11 protein-coding genes are annotated in these 21094 nt (G+C 29.4%); 7 read left to right on the forward strand and 4 right to left on the reverse strand.

The window, feature by feature from the left end; genetic code table 11:
- Positions 1-20: 20 nt before the first annotated feature.
- On the forward strand, positions 21-368 hold the full coding sequence (locus tag FVIR_RS02300; protein ID WP_067498470.1) for an HIT domain-containing protein: 348 nt from the start codon (positions 21-23) through the stop codon (positions 366-368).
- A gap of 2103 nt (positions 369-2471) precedes the next feature.
- Complete coding sequence (mnmA, locus tag FVIR_RS02305; protein WP_067498473.1) at positions 2472-3584, forward strand: tRNA 2-thiouridine(34) synthase MnmA; 1113 nt, start codon at positions 2472-2474, stop codon at positions 3582-3584.
- A gap of 1329 nt (positions 3585-4913) precedes the next feature.
- On the opposite strand, the gene lolE is transcribed toward mnmA, so the two are convergent.
- The 3 genes from lolE to lolC are packed head-to-tail and all read right to left on the reverse strand — an operon-like array spanning position 4914 to position 8048.
- Entirely contained in the window at positions 4914-6149 is a 1236-nt protein-coding gene (gene lolE / locus FVIR_RS02310) for a lipoprotein-releasing ABC transporter permease subunit LolE (protein ID WP_067498476.1), read from the reverse strand.
- Entirely contained in the window at positions 6149-6853 is a 705-nt protein-coding gene (gene lolD, locus FVIR_RS02315) for a lipoprotein-releasing ABC transporter ATP-binding protein LolD (RefSeq protein WP_067498478.1), read from the reverse strand. The genes lolE and lolD overlap by 1 nt, the downstream gene beginning before the upstream one ends.
- The gene (gene lolC / locus FVIR_RS02320) at positions 6846-8048 is read right to left on the reverse strand and encodes a lipoprotein-releasing ABC transporter permease subunit LolC (protein ID WP_067498481.1); all 1203 of its coding nucleotides are present in this window, start codon (positions 8046-8048) and stop codon (positions 6846-6848) included. The genes lolD and lolC overlap by 8 nt, the downstream gene beginning before the upstream one ends.
- 208 nt (positions 8049-8256) lie before the next feature.
- Between lolC and mfd the strand changes: the two genes are divergently transcribed.
- On the forward strand, positions 8257-11706 hold the full coding sequence (gene mfd / locus FVIR_RS02325) for a transcription-repair coupling factor (RefSeq protein WP_067498484.1): 3450 nt from the start codon (positions 8257-8259) through the stop codon (positions 11704-11706).
- A 1087-nt stretch (positions 11707-12793) separates the two neighbouring features.
- Here the strand turns inward: mfd and FVIR_RS02330 are convergent.
- The gene (locus FVIR_RS02330; protein ID WP_067498646.1) at positions 12794-14104 is read right to left on the reverse strand and encodes an NAD(P)/FAD-dependent oxidoreductase; all 1311 of its coding nucleotides are present in this window, start codon (positions 14102-14104) and stop codon (positions 12794-12796) included.
- Positions 14105-16108: 2004 nt separating this feature from the next.
- Here FVIR_RS02330 and dksA point away from each other — a divergent pair.
- The 4 genes from dksA (at position 16109) to panB (ending at position 20158) form a co-directional block, all read left to right on the forward strand.
- The gene (gene dksA, locus FVIR_RS02335; RefSeq protein WP_067498486.1) at positions 16109-16564 is read left to right on the forward strand and encodes an RNA polymerase-binding protein DksA; all 456 of its coding nucleotides are present in this window, start codon (positions 16109-16111) and stop codon (positions 16562-16564) included.
- 719 nt (positions 16565-17283) lie between these two features.
- Positions 17284-18600: a polynucleotide adenylyltransferase PcnB gene (pcnB, locus tag FVIR_RS02340; RefSeq protein ID WP_067498492.1), complete on the forward strand. Its 1317-nt coding sequence runs from the start codon at positions 17284-17286 to the stop codon at positions 18598-18600.
- Positions 18600-19118: a 2-amino-4-hydroxy-6-hydroxymethyldihydropteridine diphosphokinase gene (gene folK / locus FVIR_RS02345; RefSeq protein WP_067498494.1), complete on the forward strand. Its 519-nt coding sequence runs from the start codon at positions 18600-18602 to the stop codon at positions 19116-19118. Before pcnB ends, folK begins: the two co-directional genes overlap by 1 nt.
- Positions 19119-19369: 251 nt before the next feature.
- On the forward strand, positions 19370-20158 hold the full coding sequence (gene panB / locus FVIR_RS02350; protein ID WP_067498497.1) for a 3-methyl-2-oxobutanoate hydroxymethyltransferase: 789 nt from the start codon (positions 19370-19372) through the stop codon (positions 20156-20158).
- Positions 20159-21094: the final 936 nt, after the last annotated feature.

Below are 21094 nucleotides of genomic sequence, written 5' to 3' on the forward strand. Positions count from 1 at the left end.
AAGATTAAAAGGATATTATTTTGGAAAAAAAAAATATTTTTAGCAAAATTATTTGCCGAGAAATTTCAGCTGATATCCTTTATCAAGACGATTTAATTACTGCTTTCCGTGATATTAACCCAAAAGCACCTACTCATATTCTGATTGTTACTAATACGCTAATCCCTACTAATAATGATGTTACAGAAAACGATGAAACAACGTTGGGACGATTTTTTATCGTTGCAGCGAAAATTGCTCGAAAAGAAAACATTGATAAGACAGGTTATCGTTTAATAGTAAATTGTAACCATCATGGTGGCCAAGAAATTTATCATTTTCACATGCATCTTTTAGGTGGAAAACCACTTGGACCGATAATAATTTAATTTATTAAGAAATAATAAATTAACACTGTCAAGCATAGTAGTAGTGGTGATATTTATATTATCTATTAACAATATTAAGAATGTTTTTTCATTATTTTAAGTAAAGTTTATCTTGAACCTATTATCTTATATTTTTATCAATTCTATCCATTAAATTTCATATTGTTCTTTATAATGCTATTTATATGCTCACTATACTGCTTAGTTATAAAACTTTAGCAAAGTCGTGAGTGTAATCCGGAGGTTAAACAGGTTCATCTATATCTTTATATTTGAAATAAATAGTAAATATAAGATTTATAACAAAAAATAAAGATTATAGCGATATTTGTTATAAGAATCTTTGCTTTTTAAGCAGTCACTCTACTATTAATCAATATTGTTATTATTTTGCTATTATTATGTCTTATAAAGCTACTTTTGATTACCAGTGAAATAGTACTAATTTTATTAAAAAGTAAAACTATAGATAGTATATAAACTCTTACCTTATAAATAGTAGATATTTAGTTCTTTTTCTATATAATATCCAGAAAAGCTTATTATAGTTTTTAGTAAACTATCTATTTAATAAGATAATTTATATTTAATATTGATAATATACATAGATAGTATCTATATTAGTAATAATACAGATACTTTACATAAAGTACTAGAATATAAGTTATCTATTATATCTATGTTTGTATATTATTTTTAATAATTAAATATTGATCTAATATAATATTTAATAACTTACTTGATATTAAATGATAGTACATATCAAATCGATATTACTGAAATAGAGACGAAATCTATTCTAGCATTAATAAACTGAAAGAACATTAATAACTATAGTATCAATTTTTAGTCATTATTAGTTTTTAGAGTCATAATTTTCTATTTATAGCTAATAGGCGAGTTCTAATTAACTACATAAAGAAAATTTTATTTATTCAGTATTGTTATTTATATTGGTATGTTAATGCTTATATTTCCTAGATGAAATATCTAATAATATACACTAAAATATATTGTTATTGGCGTGATAATTACAATTTTATTGCTATAGCAACATTGTTATATTAGATAGCTAATATTAGAGTAGCTATAAGGTTTCTATCTCAGTACTAAAGATATCTCTAGATCTATAGCGTAACACTCTTATCTAACATGATTTTAATATAGCTATAATAAAAATTATATCAATGAAATCCTAGTATTAAAACAAATAACAAGAATTTCTATTCTAGAATAGCATAACTATAAAAATATAACTATAAGATATATTTTTATCAATAGCGCATATTAATAGCGCGATAACTGAAAAATAACATGATACTACAGAATTAAATGGTATTACATAAAAACAATATTTAAAACATTCACTTTTTATTTGGAATGAAAATATTTTTATTTACTATCAGTAAATACTCTTATTTATTTAAATATAAAAGATATTTATAGATAGATTTATTTTTATATATTTAATAAAAACTGATTAAAATCAGAATAGATTTAGATGAAAATCACAGGTAGAAATCAATATTACTATGTAATATAGTTATTATATAGTATGATAGATTATATCAAGCAAAAATATAATAAATAAGCTATTATATAGTGTAATCTATTAATATATCCGTTTTAAGTGTATACGATATAACAAAAAATAACAATCTTGATTCTTTTATTAATAGTTTAATTAAATTAATATATTTCAAATAAGTAGTGAAGACTTGTTTTTAAATAAAAAATAATCTATATTATCAGTAATATACATTTCAGTTTCAGTATATTTTTAAAATCTAAATAATAATATTAAAATTACGTAAGCATATTATATCTTTTTTATTTTTTAGTTTTAAATCTAACTTTTCTTAATACTTAAGAAAATACTAGTTGATGTAATTTTAATAAAATTTAGAATTTTTTAAAATAGTTAAGCAAAGCTATTATTAATAGAAGTGTATATATCTTATTTTTCTGTAAATAGAGCTTAGCAATTAAGCCTTATGATTAAATAAGGTAATACAGTAATTAATTATAATAAAATAAATCTTCTGATTTACTAATTCGTGTAGTGCGAGATATTTATCTTACAAGAAAATTATATCTAAAATTATGATTAAAAAAAAAGTAATTATTGGTATGTCCGGTGGTGTAGATTCTTCCGTTTCTGCTTGGTTTCTTCAGCAGCAGGGTTATTTGGTGGAGGGAGTATTTATGAAAAACTGGGAAGAGGATGATAACGAAAAATATTGTACCGCAGAAAATGATCTTAATGACGTTCGTATGGTGTGTAATAGCTTAGGCATAACGTTACATACTGTTAATTTTTCTGCTGAATATTGGGATAATGTTTTTACAAACTTTCTTGACGAATACCAAGCTGGTCGAACTCCAAATCCAGACGTTATATGTAACAAAGAAATTAAATTTAAAGTTTTTCTAGATTTTGCCATTGACGATCTTGGAGCCGATTATATTGCTACCGGTCATTACGTTCGTTGTGCCAACGTAAATGGTAAAACCCGATTATTACGTGCTTTAGATAAGAATAAAGATCAAAGCTATTTTCTGTATACACTAAGCTATATTCAACTTGCACGCTGCCTATTCCCAATAGGAGAGCTGATAAAACTGAAAGTTCGTCATATTGCTGCTGAGCTTGGTTTTATAACAGCTAAAAAAAAAGATTCTACCGGCATTTGTTTTATTGGTAAGCGAAATTTTCGTGACTTCCTCGGCCAGTATTTACCAGCACAGCCTGGAACAATTATGTCGGTTAACGGCCAAGAAATAGGTCATCATCAAGGTCTTATATATTATACGATTGGTCAGCGCAAAGGATTACGAATTGGTGGTATGCGAGATAATGGTAAAGAACCCTGGTATGTAGTAGAAAAAGATCTTGATCATAATCGACTAATCGTTGCTCAGGGTAAAAAGAATCCTTGGTTGATGTCTACTGGTTTTATTGTAAGTCAACTACATTGGGTAGAACGGAAACCACTTACTAAACCGTTACGTTGCGTAGTGAAAACCCGTTATCGTCAGCCCGATATTGGTTGTGTAATAATGCCAAAAACAGATGGATATTTTCAGGTTACTTTCGATAAACCTATTACTAGCGTTACGCCGGGTCAATCAGCGGTGTTTTATCTAAAGGAACATTGTCTAGGAGGTGGGATAATAGAAGCAAGAAAACCACTTAAGTTATTGAAATATATCTAAAAGTTCTTTTTAATTATTAAATAAAAATTTTTCTTTTTAAAATTATTACGAATGTCAATTTAATAGTGTCGATTGTATTAAAATTATTTCGTGTACTGTTAATCATAATATAAAAATTACAAAATTTTTATTAAGAGAGCAGTACATTGCATAACTCGTACTTTTATCCACCTCTTTGAGAAAATTAATAATTTTCTCATTCGCTAATGCTGGATACAATTCGTACATCTATTATACTATTAGATTTATGTCAGGTTATAGTAAAGATAATATATCTGAATAGACGATATCATAATATTTCTATGTTATCGCTTACTCATGGATAGCCAGCGATGCCATTAATGCCTGGCGCTAATATTAGCTATTATGTAATGTATTAATATTATTAATTAAAACAAGTATAAATACTAAGCAAAAATCAACAGTGCTATCAGAAATTATAATACTCATATACTTATCTATCCTGAAGCAAAACATTTTTACTTTAGTAAAAATGTTTTGATCAACTTGATATTAGTTAGCATGTTTATGCTACTTACACTAAACAGTATGATTATATTGTTATCAATTTTAATTGATAATATGTGGAATTATATTCCTGATTTTAAAAACATACTATAAAACATACTATCTATTAATAATAGTTGACTTTTAGTCTATGCAAAATAAAATTAATCCTATCAATTTCGAAAATGTATAAGAGAACATTAATATATCAAATGCAGTAATAAAATATATAGTAACGAAACTTACTATTTCGCACTTTCATTGAAATTTAATCAATTCAACTATGCTAAAAAATTTAGGTGTTAAGTTTTAGATATATAATTATTTTATATCAATTTTCAATAAAAAATTAGTCAATTAAAAATGAATGAATTTACTTTACTAGTAAGTAGTTATAAAATAGTTTTGAAATCTCAACCAGGAAAATATAAATAGTAATATATAGTTACAATGATAATATTAAAGTACTACTTTAGTTATTAAAGTAATATTTAAAGATTTTAATAATAGCAACGATTATATATCAATATAATCAGTAGTTTAATATAGTATTTAATAAATATTAAGCTATTTATAAAAACTAGGATACATCATTATAAATATGTTTTTTTAATATAAAATATAAAATTATTCAATTTTTCAATAATTCTATTTGTTAGAATCACTTTTAATTTCCTTATAGTATTAAGTGAAAAACTTCACTGCTTTATTTTTCTCGTTATAGGAAATTCTATATTTAGAATTATCATTCTAAATATAGAAATAGAATTCTATAAAACCAGATTAGCTAGTAATATATGCTCTCATTTATTCTATAGAAGTTTATCGACCACTTAATACTTTGGTAGGATAGATATAGGTTATATGTTTCGCTGTATAAAAGCTAATTAGAATAGTTAGTAATATTGCTGTTGTTAGTACGTATGTTACATCCATCCAGTTCAGCTCAGTAGGTAAAAAATCGATAAAATAGATATCATCGGATAAAAAATGATAACCAAGTATTCGCTCTAATCTATTCACTAGAGTTGTTAGATTAACTGCTATTAGTACACCTAAAACTGCTCCAAAAATAATACCAGTAATACCTATTAAAGTGCCATACCAAATAAAGATAGTGTAAATTAACTCATCTCTAGCTCCAAAAGTACGCAAAATTGCGATATCGGTATTTTTATCTTTTACTGCTATTACTAATGTAGAAATAATATTGAAACAAGCGATACCTATTACTAATATCATTGCTAAATACATGATGGTGCGAATCATTTGAATATCATGATATATATAGCCATATGTGCTAATCCAACTACTAGTTTTAACATAGGTATTTGTAATCCTGCCAGCATCGCGTACTATTTTATTAGCCTTAAAAATATTATTTACCTTAATAGAGATACCACTAATATCTTCTCCAAGCTGTAAATAACATTGTGCATCTAAAAGAGGAACAATTGCAAAACTATGATCTAGTTTACAGTTCAGAGTTAAAATTCCACTGACTTGCAAACTGATATGTTTTAACTTCATTTGCTGATTTCTTTCGGGAATCATTACTGTTAACCAATCGCCAGAATTTATTTTAAGGAAATCAGCAAGCCCTTTTCCTACGATGATTTTTTGTTGACCAGTATGAAAATATTTCAAGGAATTATCCTGAATATATTGAGATAAAGTGCTTAATCGCATTTCTATATCTGGATCAATTCCTTTGATTTGTATTATTTTAAACTTATTATTATATTCGACTAAGCTAGTGAAGTTTACATAAGGTGTAGCAGAAAGAATGCCAGGCACTTTTTCGATATATTTCAATATCTTCTTCCAATTAACAAACGGGGGATATACCGGTTCGATTTCTCCGTGTGGTAAGACTGATAATATGCGGTTATTTAACTCGCGCTCGAATCCGTTCATAGCACTAAGTCCAATAATTAGTACCACTACGCCTAGAGCAATACCAATAATAGAGATAACTGATACTAACGATAACATACCATTTCGTCGTTGCCCATAACTAAAACGAAGTGCGATCTGTAATGATAGCGGAATTTTCATTATAAAGATTCTAATGGTGTATTGTGATCTTTCAGTTCACCATCTTGCATTTCTACTTGCCGATGTAGCCGCTTCGCTAATTTAAGATCGTGCGTCACGACAAGAAATGCAGTATTTTGACGCGCATTTAATTCACTTATAAGATTAAAAATCTTATCAGCATTGAACTGATCTAAGTTACCAGTCGGTTCGTCAGCTAACACTAAAACTGGACGATTTACTAACGCACGGGCGATCGCTACTCGTTGTCGTTCACCACCAGATAGTTCTGAAATTCGATAGAGGTCTCGTTTCTCAAGACCCACCATTGATAACATTTCGCGCGCTGTTTCTTTTGCTTGTGTTAGACGAGCACCACCAATCAACATCGGCATTGCTACATTTTCTAGCGTAGTAAAATCAAACAGTAAATGATGAAATTGATAAATAAATCCTAGTCGTTTATTTCGTATCATAGCACGTACAGTAGATGAGAGTTTATTTAGTATTTTTCCTTCAAATATTACTTCACCACTAGTCGGTTCATCTAATCCACCTAGCAAATGTAACAATGTGCTTTTGCCAGATCCAGAACTACCGACAATTGCCATCATCTCACCATACTCTAATTTTAAACTAACATTACGTAATACATTAGCTCGAAAATTACCTTCCTGATAATCTTTATTAAGTTGAAAACAGTGTAATAAAAGATTTTTATTCATAACGTAAAGCCTCAGTAGGGAGAATACTGACAGCGCGCCAAGAAGGATAAATCGTCGAGAGCAATGCTGTAACTATAGCTAATAGTGCAATGATCGTTATCTGTAGTGGTTCGATAGAAACTGGTAGTGTGGCATCGTCAAGTAATACAGTGAATACTAGCATTAGCCATTTTAGTTGACTGGCTAGTAATATTCCTAGTCCAGTTCCAAGTAAAGTACCAATAATACCGATAATTGTCCCTTGAGAAATAAATATCAACATTACCTGAAAACGAGTCAGACCCTGAGTTTGCAGAATTGCTATCTCAGTTTGTTTCTTTATCACCATTAGTCCAAGTGAAGTGATAATATTGAATACTGCCACTACGATAATAAGACTTAACAATAAGCATATCATATTTTTTTCCATCCGTACTGCTTGAAATAACTCACCTTTACGTTCTCGCCAATCATGCCATACAAGTCCATCCGGAAGATGTTGAGAACTAATCTTATCTACTGCTAGTGGCTTATGAAGCCATAAGCGCAAGCCAGTAATATATCCAGTTGGATAATGCATTAAGCGTGACGCATCCTGTTGATTGACTAGTAATTGATAATCATCTACTTCACTATTAGCAGAGAAAGTACCGACTACGGTAAAGAGTCTTTGGATTGGAATTCGGCCAATTGGTGTAAATTGGCTAGAATCAAGTACTATCAACCGAACTATATCACCGTATTTTACACCAAGTGTTACAGCTAACTTATCGCCAAGGATAACCCGGTATTTTCCAGCGATCAGATCGTCCTGTCTTGTGTTTATTAAATAATGCGATAAGGGCTCAGGATCAATCTGATTTACGCTCAGCATAACACCGATCGCTATATTATTTTCGCTTTGTAGAACTACATCACTAGTAGTTAGCGGCGAAACGCGTGTTACGCCTATAAGTGAATCTTTGATCGAGGTTAAAGCACAGTTAGAATTAAGATATCCATCTGAAGTGGTTAATATCGCTTGAGGTATTAACTCTAGAATTTTATTTTCTAATTTTCGTTCAAAACCATTCATTACCGATGATATAGTTACCAACGCCATAACACCAAGAGCGATACCGATAATAGAGAGCCAAGATAAAAAACGACTGAAGCGGTCTACTTCAAGTCCATACATATAGCGAAGGCTAATATATAATACAACAGATTGATACATTAATTTCCGTCTAAATTCGATTGTAAAAATAAATTTATTAAGGATAATAAAAGGTCATATAGAATTATGAAACTATTAAAAACCATTTTTAGATAGTTTTTATAGCAATAAAAGCGAATATTTTTATTATCGCTATTGCAATCTTGGTATTTCACTATAGGTCGCTTTGCGATTCATCTATAATATAAGAAAATATTTATAATTACCTATGTCAGAACGCTATCGTTATACTTTACCTACCCGAGCCGGAAATAAATTAGTTTTAGGTCAGCTTATTGGTTCAGCCAGTGCTATCGAATGTGCTAAAATCATCGATAGATATCCAGGAGTAGCATTACTTATTACTTCTGATAGAAAAAGTGCAATGCGGCTGCACGATGAAATCCTGCAACTGACTTCTCTTCCAATAATAACTATTCCAGATTGGGGAACTCTACCATATGATAATTTTTCTCCTAATAAAGAAACTATCTCTAATAGGATTTCTATTCTCTACCGATTACCTTCATTTTCTCGCGGAGTAATTATCTTACCAATAAATACTTTGATAAAAAAAGTTTGTCGACATGCTTTTTTATATTGTCGTATGATTTTGATAAGTAAGGGTCAATATCTGTCTAGGGATATATTGCAAACGAAGTTGGAAAAAGCCGGATATTACTGTGTCCATCAAGTTCTGGAACGTGGTGAATTTTCTATTCATGGTCCATTACTAGATCTTTATCCAATGGGAAGCGATAAATCTTATCGTATTAATTTTTTAAATAATAAAATAGAAAGCTTGCGAATTTTTGATATCAATACCCAGCAATCTTTACAAGAAGTGAATACTATTGATTTATTACCAGTATGCGAATTCCCCGTCGATAAAACTGCTATAGAGTTATTTTGCAGACAATGGCAAGAGTGGTTCTCTATACGACAAGATTCTGAACATATTTACCAACAAGTAAGCAAAGGGATTTTACCGGCCGGTATCGAATACTGGCAACCGCTATTTTTTAACGAACCGCTTGTATCACTTTTTAGTTATCTACCTGAAAATACTCTAGTAATCAACACTAGTGACCTTGAATTAAATTTAAGCCGATTTTGGGATGATATCTATGCACGCTTTAATAAGCGACGCGCAGATCCAATGCGACCACTTTTGCCGCCTGAAACACTCTGGCTTAAAATAGATAATTTTTTTTCCGAACTTAAAAATTGGCCTTTTGTACAACTCAGTACACTAACACTGCCTAAGAAAGCTGGTTACTACAATATGGATTATCGGCCATTGCCGGATTTAGCAGTAGAAATGCAGAGTAAAGCTTCTATGCATATGTTGTGTAAATTTTGCAAACAGTTCAACGGTCCAGTGGTTTTCTCAGTAGAAAATGAAAGGAGAAAAGAAGTAATAATAGAATTACTTATGAAAGTAGAGATTATACCAGAAGTGATAGACCAGCTGAACAGTGCAGTTATGCCAGGCACTTATCTTATCATCAGTGCTAATAAGCAAGGTTTTATAGATGCTTCATGTTCACGAGCACTAATTTGCGAAAGTGATCTATTTGGTGAATTGATTGGTCGTCATCAAACGAATAATCTCCATGTCATTAACTCTGATTTTCTAATTCATAATACAGCCGAATTAAATAAAAATCAACTAGTAGTTCATTTAGAATATGGGATTGGTCGCTATTCTGGCATGATTACACTGGAAACTGGTGGTATTAAAGCTGAATACTTAATTCTCACTTATGCTTGCAATGACAAGTTATATGTTCCAATCTCTTCTTTACATCTTATCAGCCGCTATGTTGGTAACACTGATGAAAACGTGCCATTAAATAAGCTTGGTAGTGATACTTGGATACGAAAAAGGAAAAAAGCAACTGAGCGGATTCAAGATGTAGCGGCGGAACTTCTAGATATTTATGCTAAACGTGCAGCGAAAAATGGCTTTGCTTTCCGACAAAATCAAGAAAATTACCAACTATTTTGCGAAGAATGTCCCTTTGAACTTACTATTGATCAAGTTAAAGCAATTAATTCGGTCTTAAGCGACATGTGTCAACCATCTCCTATGGATCGTCTGATCTGTGGTGATGTTGGCTTCGGAAAAACAGAAGTGGCGATGCGTGCTGCTTTTTTAGCAATTAATAATCACAAACAGGTAGCTGTTTTGGTACCGACTACCTTGCTAGCGCAACAACATTTTGACAATTTCCGAGATAGGTTTGCTAATTGGCCGGTTCGTATTGAGATGATTTCTCGTTTTCGCAGAGTTAAAGATCAAATAAAAGTATTGAATCAGACTTCTGATGGTAAAGTAGATATTTTGATTGGTACTCATAAACTCTTGCAAAGTGATGTTAAATGGCACGATTTAGGTTTGCTTATTCTCGATGAAGAACATCGTTTCGGCGTACGTCATAAGGAACGTATTAAAGCGATGCGAACTGATATAGATATTCTAACCCTAACTGCTACGCCTATTCCGCGCACGTTGAATATGGCGATGATGGATATACGTGATCTATCAATTATAACTACCCCTCCAGCGAGACGACTAGCAGTGAAAACGTTTGTACGTGAATATGATACACTTCTAGTACGTGAAGCTATTCTACGTGAAATTTTTCGTGGTGGTCAGGTCTATTATATTTCTAATAATGTAGAAAATATTGAAAAAATCGCCTACTTTCTAGAAACGCTTGTGCCTGAAGCACGTATTTCTATCGGTCATGGTCAGCTACGCGAACGTGAATTAGAACAAGTAATAAATGATTTTCATTACCAACGTTTTAATGTATTAGTATGTACTACTATCATCGAAACTGGTATCGATATCGCTAATGTTAATACTATTATTATCGAGCAAGCAGATAATTTCGGATTAGCACAATTACATCAATTGCGTGGTCGTGTTGGCCGTTCTTACCATCAGGCTTACGCTTATCTATTAACTTCACCAAAAAAAGTATTGAGTCAAGATGCTAAAAAACGACTGGAGTCAATTGCTTCACTTGAGGATCTTGGCGTTGGCTTTGTGTTAGCAACACATGATCTCGAAATTCGTGGTGCTGGTGAGCTTCTTGGAGAAGATCAAAGTGGTCAAATAGAAACAATTGGCTTTTCCCTGTATATGGAGTTTCTGAAAAGTGCAATTGATACCATTAAAAAAGGTGGTAAACCATCATTAGATAATTTACCCTACCAGATGACTGAAATAGAACTACAGATACCTATGCTGTTACCAGAAGAATATATTCCTGACGTTAATACCCGCTTATTTTTTTATAAGCGTATTGCTAACGTTGAAAATGATTATGAGATCGAAGATATAAGGATGGAACTTATTAACCGTTTTGGTTTACTACCAGATCCAGCGCAGTATTTGCTGTCGATAGCTAATCTTCGGCAACGATCGAAAAATCTAGGAATACAACGTATCGAAGTTAATGATAAAGGGGGTTTAATAGAATTCAATCCTACTAATCGTATAGATCCTACTTATTTTATAAGGCTTCTTACAAAAGAAGCAGAGACTTATCGATTAGATGAATCAAACCGATTAAAATTTATCTGTGATCTAGCGAACCGCACAACACGACTACAGTATATCGATAGATTATTACGGGAATTCCAGAAAAATGTTTTGAGTAACTAACATAATTAAATATTATAAAAAGCAGTATATTTGTATACAACGTTATATAATTTTATTGCAGTATACAGATACGATTGTAAATTACAGATTAGTAAGATTAAGATCAATTATTTAGTATAATTTAATCTTTAAAATATAAACATGACTTTTCATATTTATAGATCGTAGTTTACATTTTCATTTTCATTTAGATTTTTATATTTTTATTACTAATGAAAACTTTATATATAAAGTTAATATTACAGTAATGTTTGTGATGTATAATGAATATATGCCAATGTCATAAAATAGTGACGTACGAATTGCGATTCTATTATAATTTTATAAATTATTCTTGATTTAATTTCAAAATAAGTGCTAATTAGCATAGCAGTTACAGCTGTAATGTTATAATTTTATATTTTCTAGCTCTAAGCTAATAGCTGGAAAATTATACATTTTAAGTTGGTAGTGATGGTAGCTATAACGCAATTCTAAATTTAATATTTTCATTTTTCGTTATTTTATTAATAGTTAATACTATAACAACTTTAATATATTCCATAATAAGATAAATATATCTAATCCTGCTATTATCAGGATGTTTAGCACGGTATTAACATTAATACTAATACATATTAATAATAATTTATTTACAAAAAACTTTGATAGCAAAATAATTATTTATGCTTAATAAAGATAAATAAATATAAAAATTTACTTTTTAAGTAAAATAAATACTTTATATCAGTATTTTCAAGAACAGATAATATAATAATTTTATAAGATTGTTTTTAATTCTATCTAAAGAAAGCATTATCGATAATAATACTGAAGAATAGGAACCTCTATCGGATTATTACTTACTGATAGAAATACATATTAGTATTTACCCAGTATAAATAAAAACTAGAATTTTGTCAATAAGACAAGCTTGAGAGTATCTCAAGTATATAGTAAAAATTATAATAAAACAAAGAACCAGTACGCGAGAATAACACAAGAGTATTTAAGCTTATTTAAATAGAAATAATAACTGATATGAAAAATCGGTAAAAGGATATCTCTGACCGGACCTACCAACTGTATTAGTAATAATACGAAATTACTAATACAGTTTAATGCATTTGCGTATTAAGCGATTGATACTACTTATCAATATAATAAGAGCTGTTTTGATATATCCGTGTAACGCAATTTGGTGTATACGATAGAGAAAAATATAAATCGCACGAGCAATAATTCCCTCTATTGTCATCGAACCACGTATCAGGCTTCCCATAAGACTGCCAACAGTGTTAAAACGTGATAGTGATACTAGTGAACCATGATCTTTATAACTATAAACTTTTAACTGTTTCCCGTGCAATAGCGCTAGAATATTACCATAAACGCAAGAAGCCATTTGATGTGCTGCTTGAGCGCGCGGCGGTACCTTCCTACCTGAAGACATCATATAGGAAGCACAATCGCCGATAGCAAAAATAATCGAGCTACGCGTTGTTTGAAGTGTCGGTTTGACTATTAGTTGATTGATATGATTTGTTTCTAGGCCAGCTATATCTTTCATAAAATCAGGTGCTTTAATACCGGTAGCCCAAACCATTAATTCAGCTTGAATATATTTTCCGTTATTTGTATGTAGCCCACCCATATCAACACTAGTAACCATAGTCTTAGTTAAGATATTAACGCCTAGCTTTATTAGCTCCTGATTTGCGATAGCAGATATTTTCGGCGATAGAGCAGGTAAAATACGTTCACTTGCCTCAAGGAGAGTGATATTCAATATCTTATTATCAAGTCCTTTAAAACTATAACTATGTAATTGCTGAACTGCATTGTGTAATTCCGCTGATAGTTCAACGCCGGTTGCACCGCCGCCAACAATGGCGATATTTATTTTTTTTTCCTGATTTTCACCTTGAGTAGAAAATTTTAAAAATAAATTCAGCATTTTATCATGAAAACGCTTTGCTTGGGTTAGATTATCAAGAAAAATACAATGCTCTTTGACGCCAGTTATACCAAAATCATCAGAGGTGCTACCAAGCGCTATCACTAAAATATCATAATCTATTCGGCGGGCTGGTACTAAAAGTATTCTCTGGTCATCATAGATTTCATCCAGTAATACTTGATGATTATTATGATCAATATCAATCATTGAACCAAGCTGAAATTGAAAATTATGATTACAAGCATGAGTTGTATAACTAACAACATCTATTATCTGCTCATTTAATGAGCCTACAGCTACCTTATGTAGTAATGGTTTCCAGAGATGAGTATACTTGTGATCTATAAGTGTCACCTTAGCTTGCCTGTGCTTTCCTAGCTTATGTCCAAGATTAGTTGCTAGTTCTAAACCGCTAACACCACCACCAACAATAACAATATTTTTTAATGAAGTTTTCAAAATACCCCCTAAATACAAACAAGTTGTTAACTAAATGTTAACAAAAACCGTTATACAACATATGGTTATATATTATAATATGTGCCTTATTTAGAATACCACGAGGGATTATCAGTATCAATAAAATTGATATAGATTATTTTTTAGTCTATTATTTAATACAAATGTTATTTTTTGTAACTGTATTAAAAATACTTTTAAAGACCTTTAAAATATATAAGTATAAAGAAATATTTTTAATTTATAATTACTTGTATTTTTCTAAAAAATTCTATAAAAAATAAAATAACACTACGATTTAAGTATATTATTTAAATATAAAAATATCAGAATCTTATCACTATCTATAATAAGTCATATCAATAATGGCTATTATATTAATTACAATATGGATGAGTATAAATTATTTTTAATCGCTGAATACTATTTCTCTACTTAATCTACATAGATAACGGTAATTATTTTAAATATAGCAAGGATTTTTAAGTATTTAGAAGTGTTATTTTACGATGAGAATAAATTCTTTGCTAAGAATAGCATCATTTAAGATGATATATTATACGAAAATTAACTAGATTTATATCATCGGATAATTTTCTACTTATACAATAGATTTTATAAAGTTTTCTATGCTAACTTATCAAGTTTTATCTACAGTCTATTTCATTTTTCAAAATTAAAAGATTTTTTATTATTTAAATCTAAACTACTAACTACATACACGAAAAAGACTGAAACAAAGCTTTTTAATATAGTTTGATAAACTTCCTATCTTTGAACTGATGAAACCTATTAAAGGTTATATTAAATATAAGTAATATACTAAAAATTACTTTATTGATATAAATTAATGATAATTATTATATCTAATTTTATATTTTAAAATAAAATATAAAATTAGATTTATAGATATAAAATATGTTGCACTAATTATACAAAAATATAGTACAGTATCAGAAAAGTAGGAAAGCTATAAATTAGGATTAAAGGATTCTAATTTTATATAAAGAACTAGTATTCTATATAAATTAATAGTTAAAAATCTTAATATAAGAACATTATTATCTATAGAGTACTTATTCTATGCTATCTCTATGGTATATTATATTATATCGACTATCATTATATTTTCATGTTTTCTATCTTCCTACCACTTTTAGTAACTAGAAGTAACTTATTTTCTATCTGTAAATTAAATATTATTTTATAATGATTTTTAGATTCAATAAAAAATAAAACCTATTTACGCTTGAAATGAAAAGATCAAATTTTATAGTAATTTTCTTTTTTTTGTCTTAATCTGGCTATCAATGTATTGTGACGTCACATAACAGACTGGCATATTATAAGATTTTCAACCAAAACTAGCTAATTATTCTATTAAGTAGAATAACCAAAACTCAACTATAATCTTTTATAAAAGGTTATAGTTATACAAGAACAGATAATTATTATATTAGTTAATCTTTATGCTAAATCTAGATATTTAAATAGATACTACATATTAAGTTATTTTAAATCTAATAAATATGTATATTATAAAAAATAAAATAAGATCTAACCTAGAAAATAATAAAATATCAGAACAACTTGATTATATTTATAATAAGATCGTGTTGACTTGCTATAATCTAAGATCTGTTATTCTATTTTTAATATCTTTCAGTTTATTTATTATATACAATTATATTATATAGAAAAAGTATTTATAAAAGTTATAAGCAACAGCATAATAATATATTGTTTAGAGTATTATTCAGTATTGTATTTAAACGTTAAATAGCAATATTATAAATATCCTGTATTCTATACCGATTTGGTATCAGACATAAATATGTTGGTATTTCTAATACCTGTTATCACGCTAAATATATACTCCAATACCATTAGTCTTATTTAATAAAGTATTATAAACAGTTTCTAATTTTAATATTATCTAATATTTGTCAATGGTCTATTTTATTAAAGTTTGAATTTCTAGTTTATATTAAAAGGAGAAGCACTATGCAAGAAATTAAAAACCGTAAGATATCTTCTTTAAGTATTCTTGCCATCGCTGGAGTGAAACCATATCAGAAAAAATCTGGTGAAAAATATATGAACGAAGCGCAGCTTCTACATTTCAAGTGTATTCTGAAAGCATGGCGTAATCAGCTCGGAGATGAAATTAAGCGTACTATCTCATATATGCAGGATAAAACAACCAACTTCCCAGATCCAGTAGATCGTGCTGCAAAAGAAGAAGAATTTAATTTTGAGCTACTTAACCGTGATCGGGAACGAAAACTTATTAAAAAAATTGAAAAAACTCTAAACAAAGTAAAAACTAATGATTTTGGTTTTTGCGAATCTTGTGGAATGGAAATTGGTATTAACCGTCTTGAAGCAAGACCAACAGCCGATTTATGTATTGATTGCAAAATCTTAGATGAAATTCGTGAAAAACAGCTAATAAGATAAAACAAATCTATTTCATTAGAATATCAATAATAGAAAAAATGATATTGCGGCAAATTATTAGTTAACTTTTATCATTACACTATAACATCACTATGATAGTAACTTTTATATTGAGTGTTTTTATACATAAAATATACCTGTTATAACTAATAGTGTATGTAAATCAAATATTAAAATATAATATGATACGAGAAGTAGCTATTATTGTTAATAATCTGATACATAAAATGTAAAGTTATATTTTATTGGGATAAACTAATTACATATTAATGTCAGCGACATGGTGCATATTTAACTATACTAGCAATATTATATTGATACAATATCGATGATTATCGTATTTACATCTGCAATCTAATCTAAAGTTTAGATAGATACTGACAACAGCGATTGAGATAATAGATATATTATTATCCAATGTGAACTATACTGACGTTATTATTTTCATAATAAATTATCTAATTGAATAGATATAAAACTTTTATTTAAATAAAAGTTATCACTTATTTTACTAAATTTAGTAATAGAAAATTGATAGCATTAATATAATGCTAGTTTTGTCTATTTTCTATAATAAATCAAATATCCGTCTATATTTAAAATAGGTATAGGTAATTTGTTCTTTTATTAATTTTAATTTTTAAAGCTATTTCTATTTTTAACTATAAAGATATGTTATTTTTATTATAACCGATCAAGTTATACCATAAAATTCTTATATGAAAATATTACATAGGCATAGAAATCATTTAACGATTATTCCGAGAGATCAACACATTATATCTCGTAAAGATATTAGTAAAAATGCATTAAAAGTCCTTTATCGATTAAACAAAGCAGGATATGAGGCTTATTTAGCCGGTGGTAGTGTACGTGATCTTTTGCTTGGTAAAAAACCAAAAGACTTCGATATAACTACTAACGCAACCCCGGAGCAAATACGTAAACTATTCCGTAATTGTCGTTTAGTTGGCCGCCGATTTCGATTAGCTCATATTATATTTGGATCTGAAATTATTGAAGTAGCTACTTTTCGTGGTCATCATAAAATGATAGAACTTCAAGAAAGTGCGATGGAATCAACTCTAATTGGCCATAATGGTATGTTGCTTTACGATAACATTTTTGGGTCTATCGAAGAAGATGCTCAACGCCGTGATTTTTCTATAAATAGTCTTTATTATAATGTAGCTGACTTTACTCTGCGAGATTATAACAGTGGAATAAAAGATCTACAAGAAGGCACTATTCGTTTGAATGGTGATCCGGAAACTCGCTATCGAGAAGATCCAGTTCGCATGCTGCGTGCAATACGATTTTCTGCTATGTTAAACATGAATATTAGTCACGAAACCGCTGAACCGATTTCCCGTTTGGCAAGGTTATTACATAATGTTCCACCGTCTCGTTTATTTGAAAAAGCAATTAAATTACTTCAAACAGGTTATGGCGAAACGACTTACCGATTACTATGTAAATATCAACTGTTTCAATCGCTTTTTCCGCTGATTAGTTGTAACTTTACTAAGCATGGTGATAGCTATATAGAACAGATGATAATTCGTGTTCTGATCAAAAGTGATTATCGTTTTCACAATAATATGCGGATTAATCCAGCTTCCCTATTTTCTGCCATGTTATGGTATCCACTACTAAAATGTACGAAAAAATTAATACAGAAGAACAATTTATCTTATTTTCAGGCATTTTCTTTAGCAATTAATAAAATTTTAGATGAACAATGTTTAACGTTATCCATCCCAAAACGTTTAACTACCCTAATGCGAGATATATGGCAAATGCAATTTCGACTACTATGTTACCAAGGAAAAAATCCAAAAAAGTTAATGGAACATCCCAAATTCCTAGATGCTTATAATTTGCTAACTCTACGAGCTGAAGTTGAAAATGATTATAAATTACAGTTAGCTAGTAAGCGGTGGAATGAGTTTCAATTCACTTCATCGCTGCAGAAAAATAATATATTTTCTGCTTTTAATAAGAATCGTTTAACACCGAATCGCAATAGAACTTAATGGAACGAATCTGGATCGCTATTGGTAGTAACTTTGGGAAACCTTTAAAACAGGTAAATACTGCGCTTTCAGAATTAGCAAAGTTACCGAAAACCAGATTTTTAGCTTGCTCATCTTATTATCGGAGTCGTCCGCTTGGTCTACAGAATCAGCCCGATTTTTTAAATGCTGTAGCGGTATTAGATACAGCTCTGACACCTGAAATATTACTTAATTACATTCAAGCAATCGAACTAAAACAGGGGCGTGTACGTAAGGCGAATCGTTTCGGGCCACGTACTTTAGATCTAGATATTTTATTATTCGGTATGCGTACTATTGTAACTCCTCGTCTAACTATACCGCATTATGATATATATAATCGGGAATTTTTTTTATATCCCCTTAAAGAACTCTCTCCTAATCTTCAATTTCCTAACGGAGTTATGTTATCTTATTATTTGACTCAAGTACCATATAATAACCTCACTTATTGGAATGAAGATTTAAGCATTACCACTCATATCCCTATAAGATAATATTATGATAATGTCTATATTATTTTTAGATTTGTGTGTGTTCTTGTCTTATGCTAGAAGATAAGTTTTTTCAATTTTCTATTATGTATTTTCTGACGTAATACGGTTTAGTACTGAATGCTCGTATTTTTCCCTTATCTTTTCTATCTCATATATAATAAAATATATATCTCTGAAAAATCTTCTATTAAAATAAAATTTTATTTTTTATAATGATATTATATATTTCTGATACATAGAGATTATACACTATGACTACAATTTCTCATTTGCTAAAATGGAAACAACAACAAAAAAAATTTGCATCTATTACTGTTTATGATGCTGTATTTGCTCGTTTGTTCTCTGAACAGGGAATAAAAGTAATGTTAGTGGGAGATTCTCTAGGAATGACAGTACAGGGACATTCCTCAACGTTACCGGTTACTATAGAAGATATAATTTATCACATCCACTGTGTTCGTCGCGGTACTTCTTCATGTTTATTAATAGCCGATTTGCCGTTTATGAGCTATGCAACACCAATACAAGCATTTAAAAATGCTGCAGTATTGATGCGTGCTGGCGCAAATATTGTTAAGCTTGAAGGTGGTTCTTGGTTATCCGATACAGTCAATGGTCTGACTGAAAGAGCAGTACCCGTCTGTGGCCATCTTGGCTTAACTCCACAATCAGTGAATATTTTTGGTGGCTATAAAATTCAGGGGCGCGATTTAGATAGTGCAGAACATCTACTGACTGATGCACTAGCACTTGAACAGGCCGGTGCTCAATTGTTAGTGTTAGAATGCATACCTGTTACTTTAGCAGAACGTATTACACATGAACTAACTATTCCAGTTATCGGTATTGGTTCAGGTGCTGTAACAGACGGTCAGATTCTTGTTATGCAAGATGTACTTGGTATCAGTGGTGATAGAGCACCATCCTTCGCTAAGGATTTTTTATCAACAGGCGGGAGTATTGCTGCTGCCATACGTAGCTATATACAAGATGTAGAAAAAGGCTGGTTTCCAGCAATAGAGCATAGTTTTCAATGATAAAAAAGTCTCAATTAGTATTTATCATATAAATGTTTGTTATTCTATATTCGATAAATAAACTATAATATCAGAATTATAGTGTATTAGATTAATTCTAATGACGATTAATTTTTGTAAAGATCAATATAATTCTGATTAATTATAGGCATATTTTAAGCTAGATTAGCTGAAAAGTTGTTTGTTAGATATCTAATATCTTTTTAAGGATAACAGCGATAAACTACTAATAGCATTAGTAGTTAGAACTTTTAATTTATTTTTATTTTTTAATATGGTAAAAATCTGAAAACTAGCTTTGTTATTTTTTGCATTAATACAATGATAATTAATTTATGTAATTGGTTTTATTTTTTTTTAAAATATTTTTCATTTAACTACTAGTAACTTAGTTTGAGAAGATAAATACTATATCGATAAGTTATAACTTTAGTAATAAAACAATTATTTTAGTGTAGTCTTAAATTAGATGACTGTATAGTGCAAAAAAATACGAAAATATTGTAGTTATTGAATATTAATAAATATTTAAGTTTGAATATATTTCAATTTTAAAATCTATGGAAAAACAGATGATTATATTGTTATTTAATATGAAATGTTGTTTATTGTGCATGAATAAGAAATAATACTAATATAAGTAAAACTTTTATTAAATAAAAACATTAATTATCTCGTTGCGAAAACAGTACTTTAATTTATATTATTAATACTATCAAAATAGATCTAAAACGATTCAAAATAGCAACACTTGTAACATTAATATAATTATTAATCATGCTAACATATAAATAATAAGCTATAATATAATTAGGTATAGCTATAATTAACAATTAGTAGTTATTTACTACTATACTAAAGTCAGTGCTGAAAATAGTAAGATAGTAAGACTATATTTAGTATAGGAGTGACTAATAATTGTTAGCATAACTATGC

It is taken from the genome of Candidatus Gullanella endobia (assembly GCF_900048035.1).
Lineage (GTDB): Bacteria > Pseudomonadota > Gammaproteobacteria > Enterobacterales > Enterobacteriaceae > Gullanella > Gullanella endobia.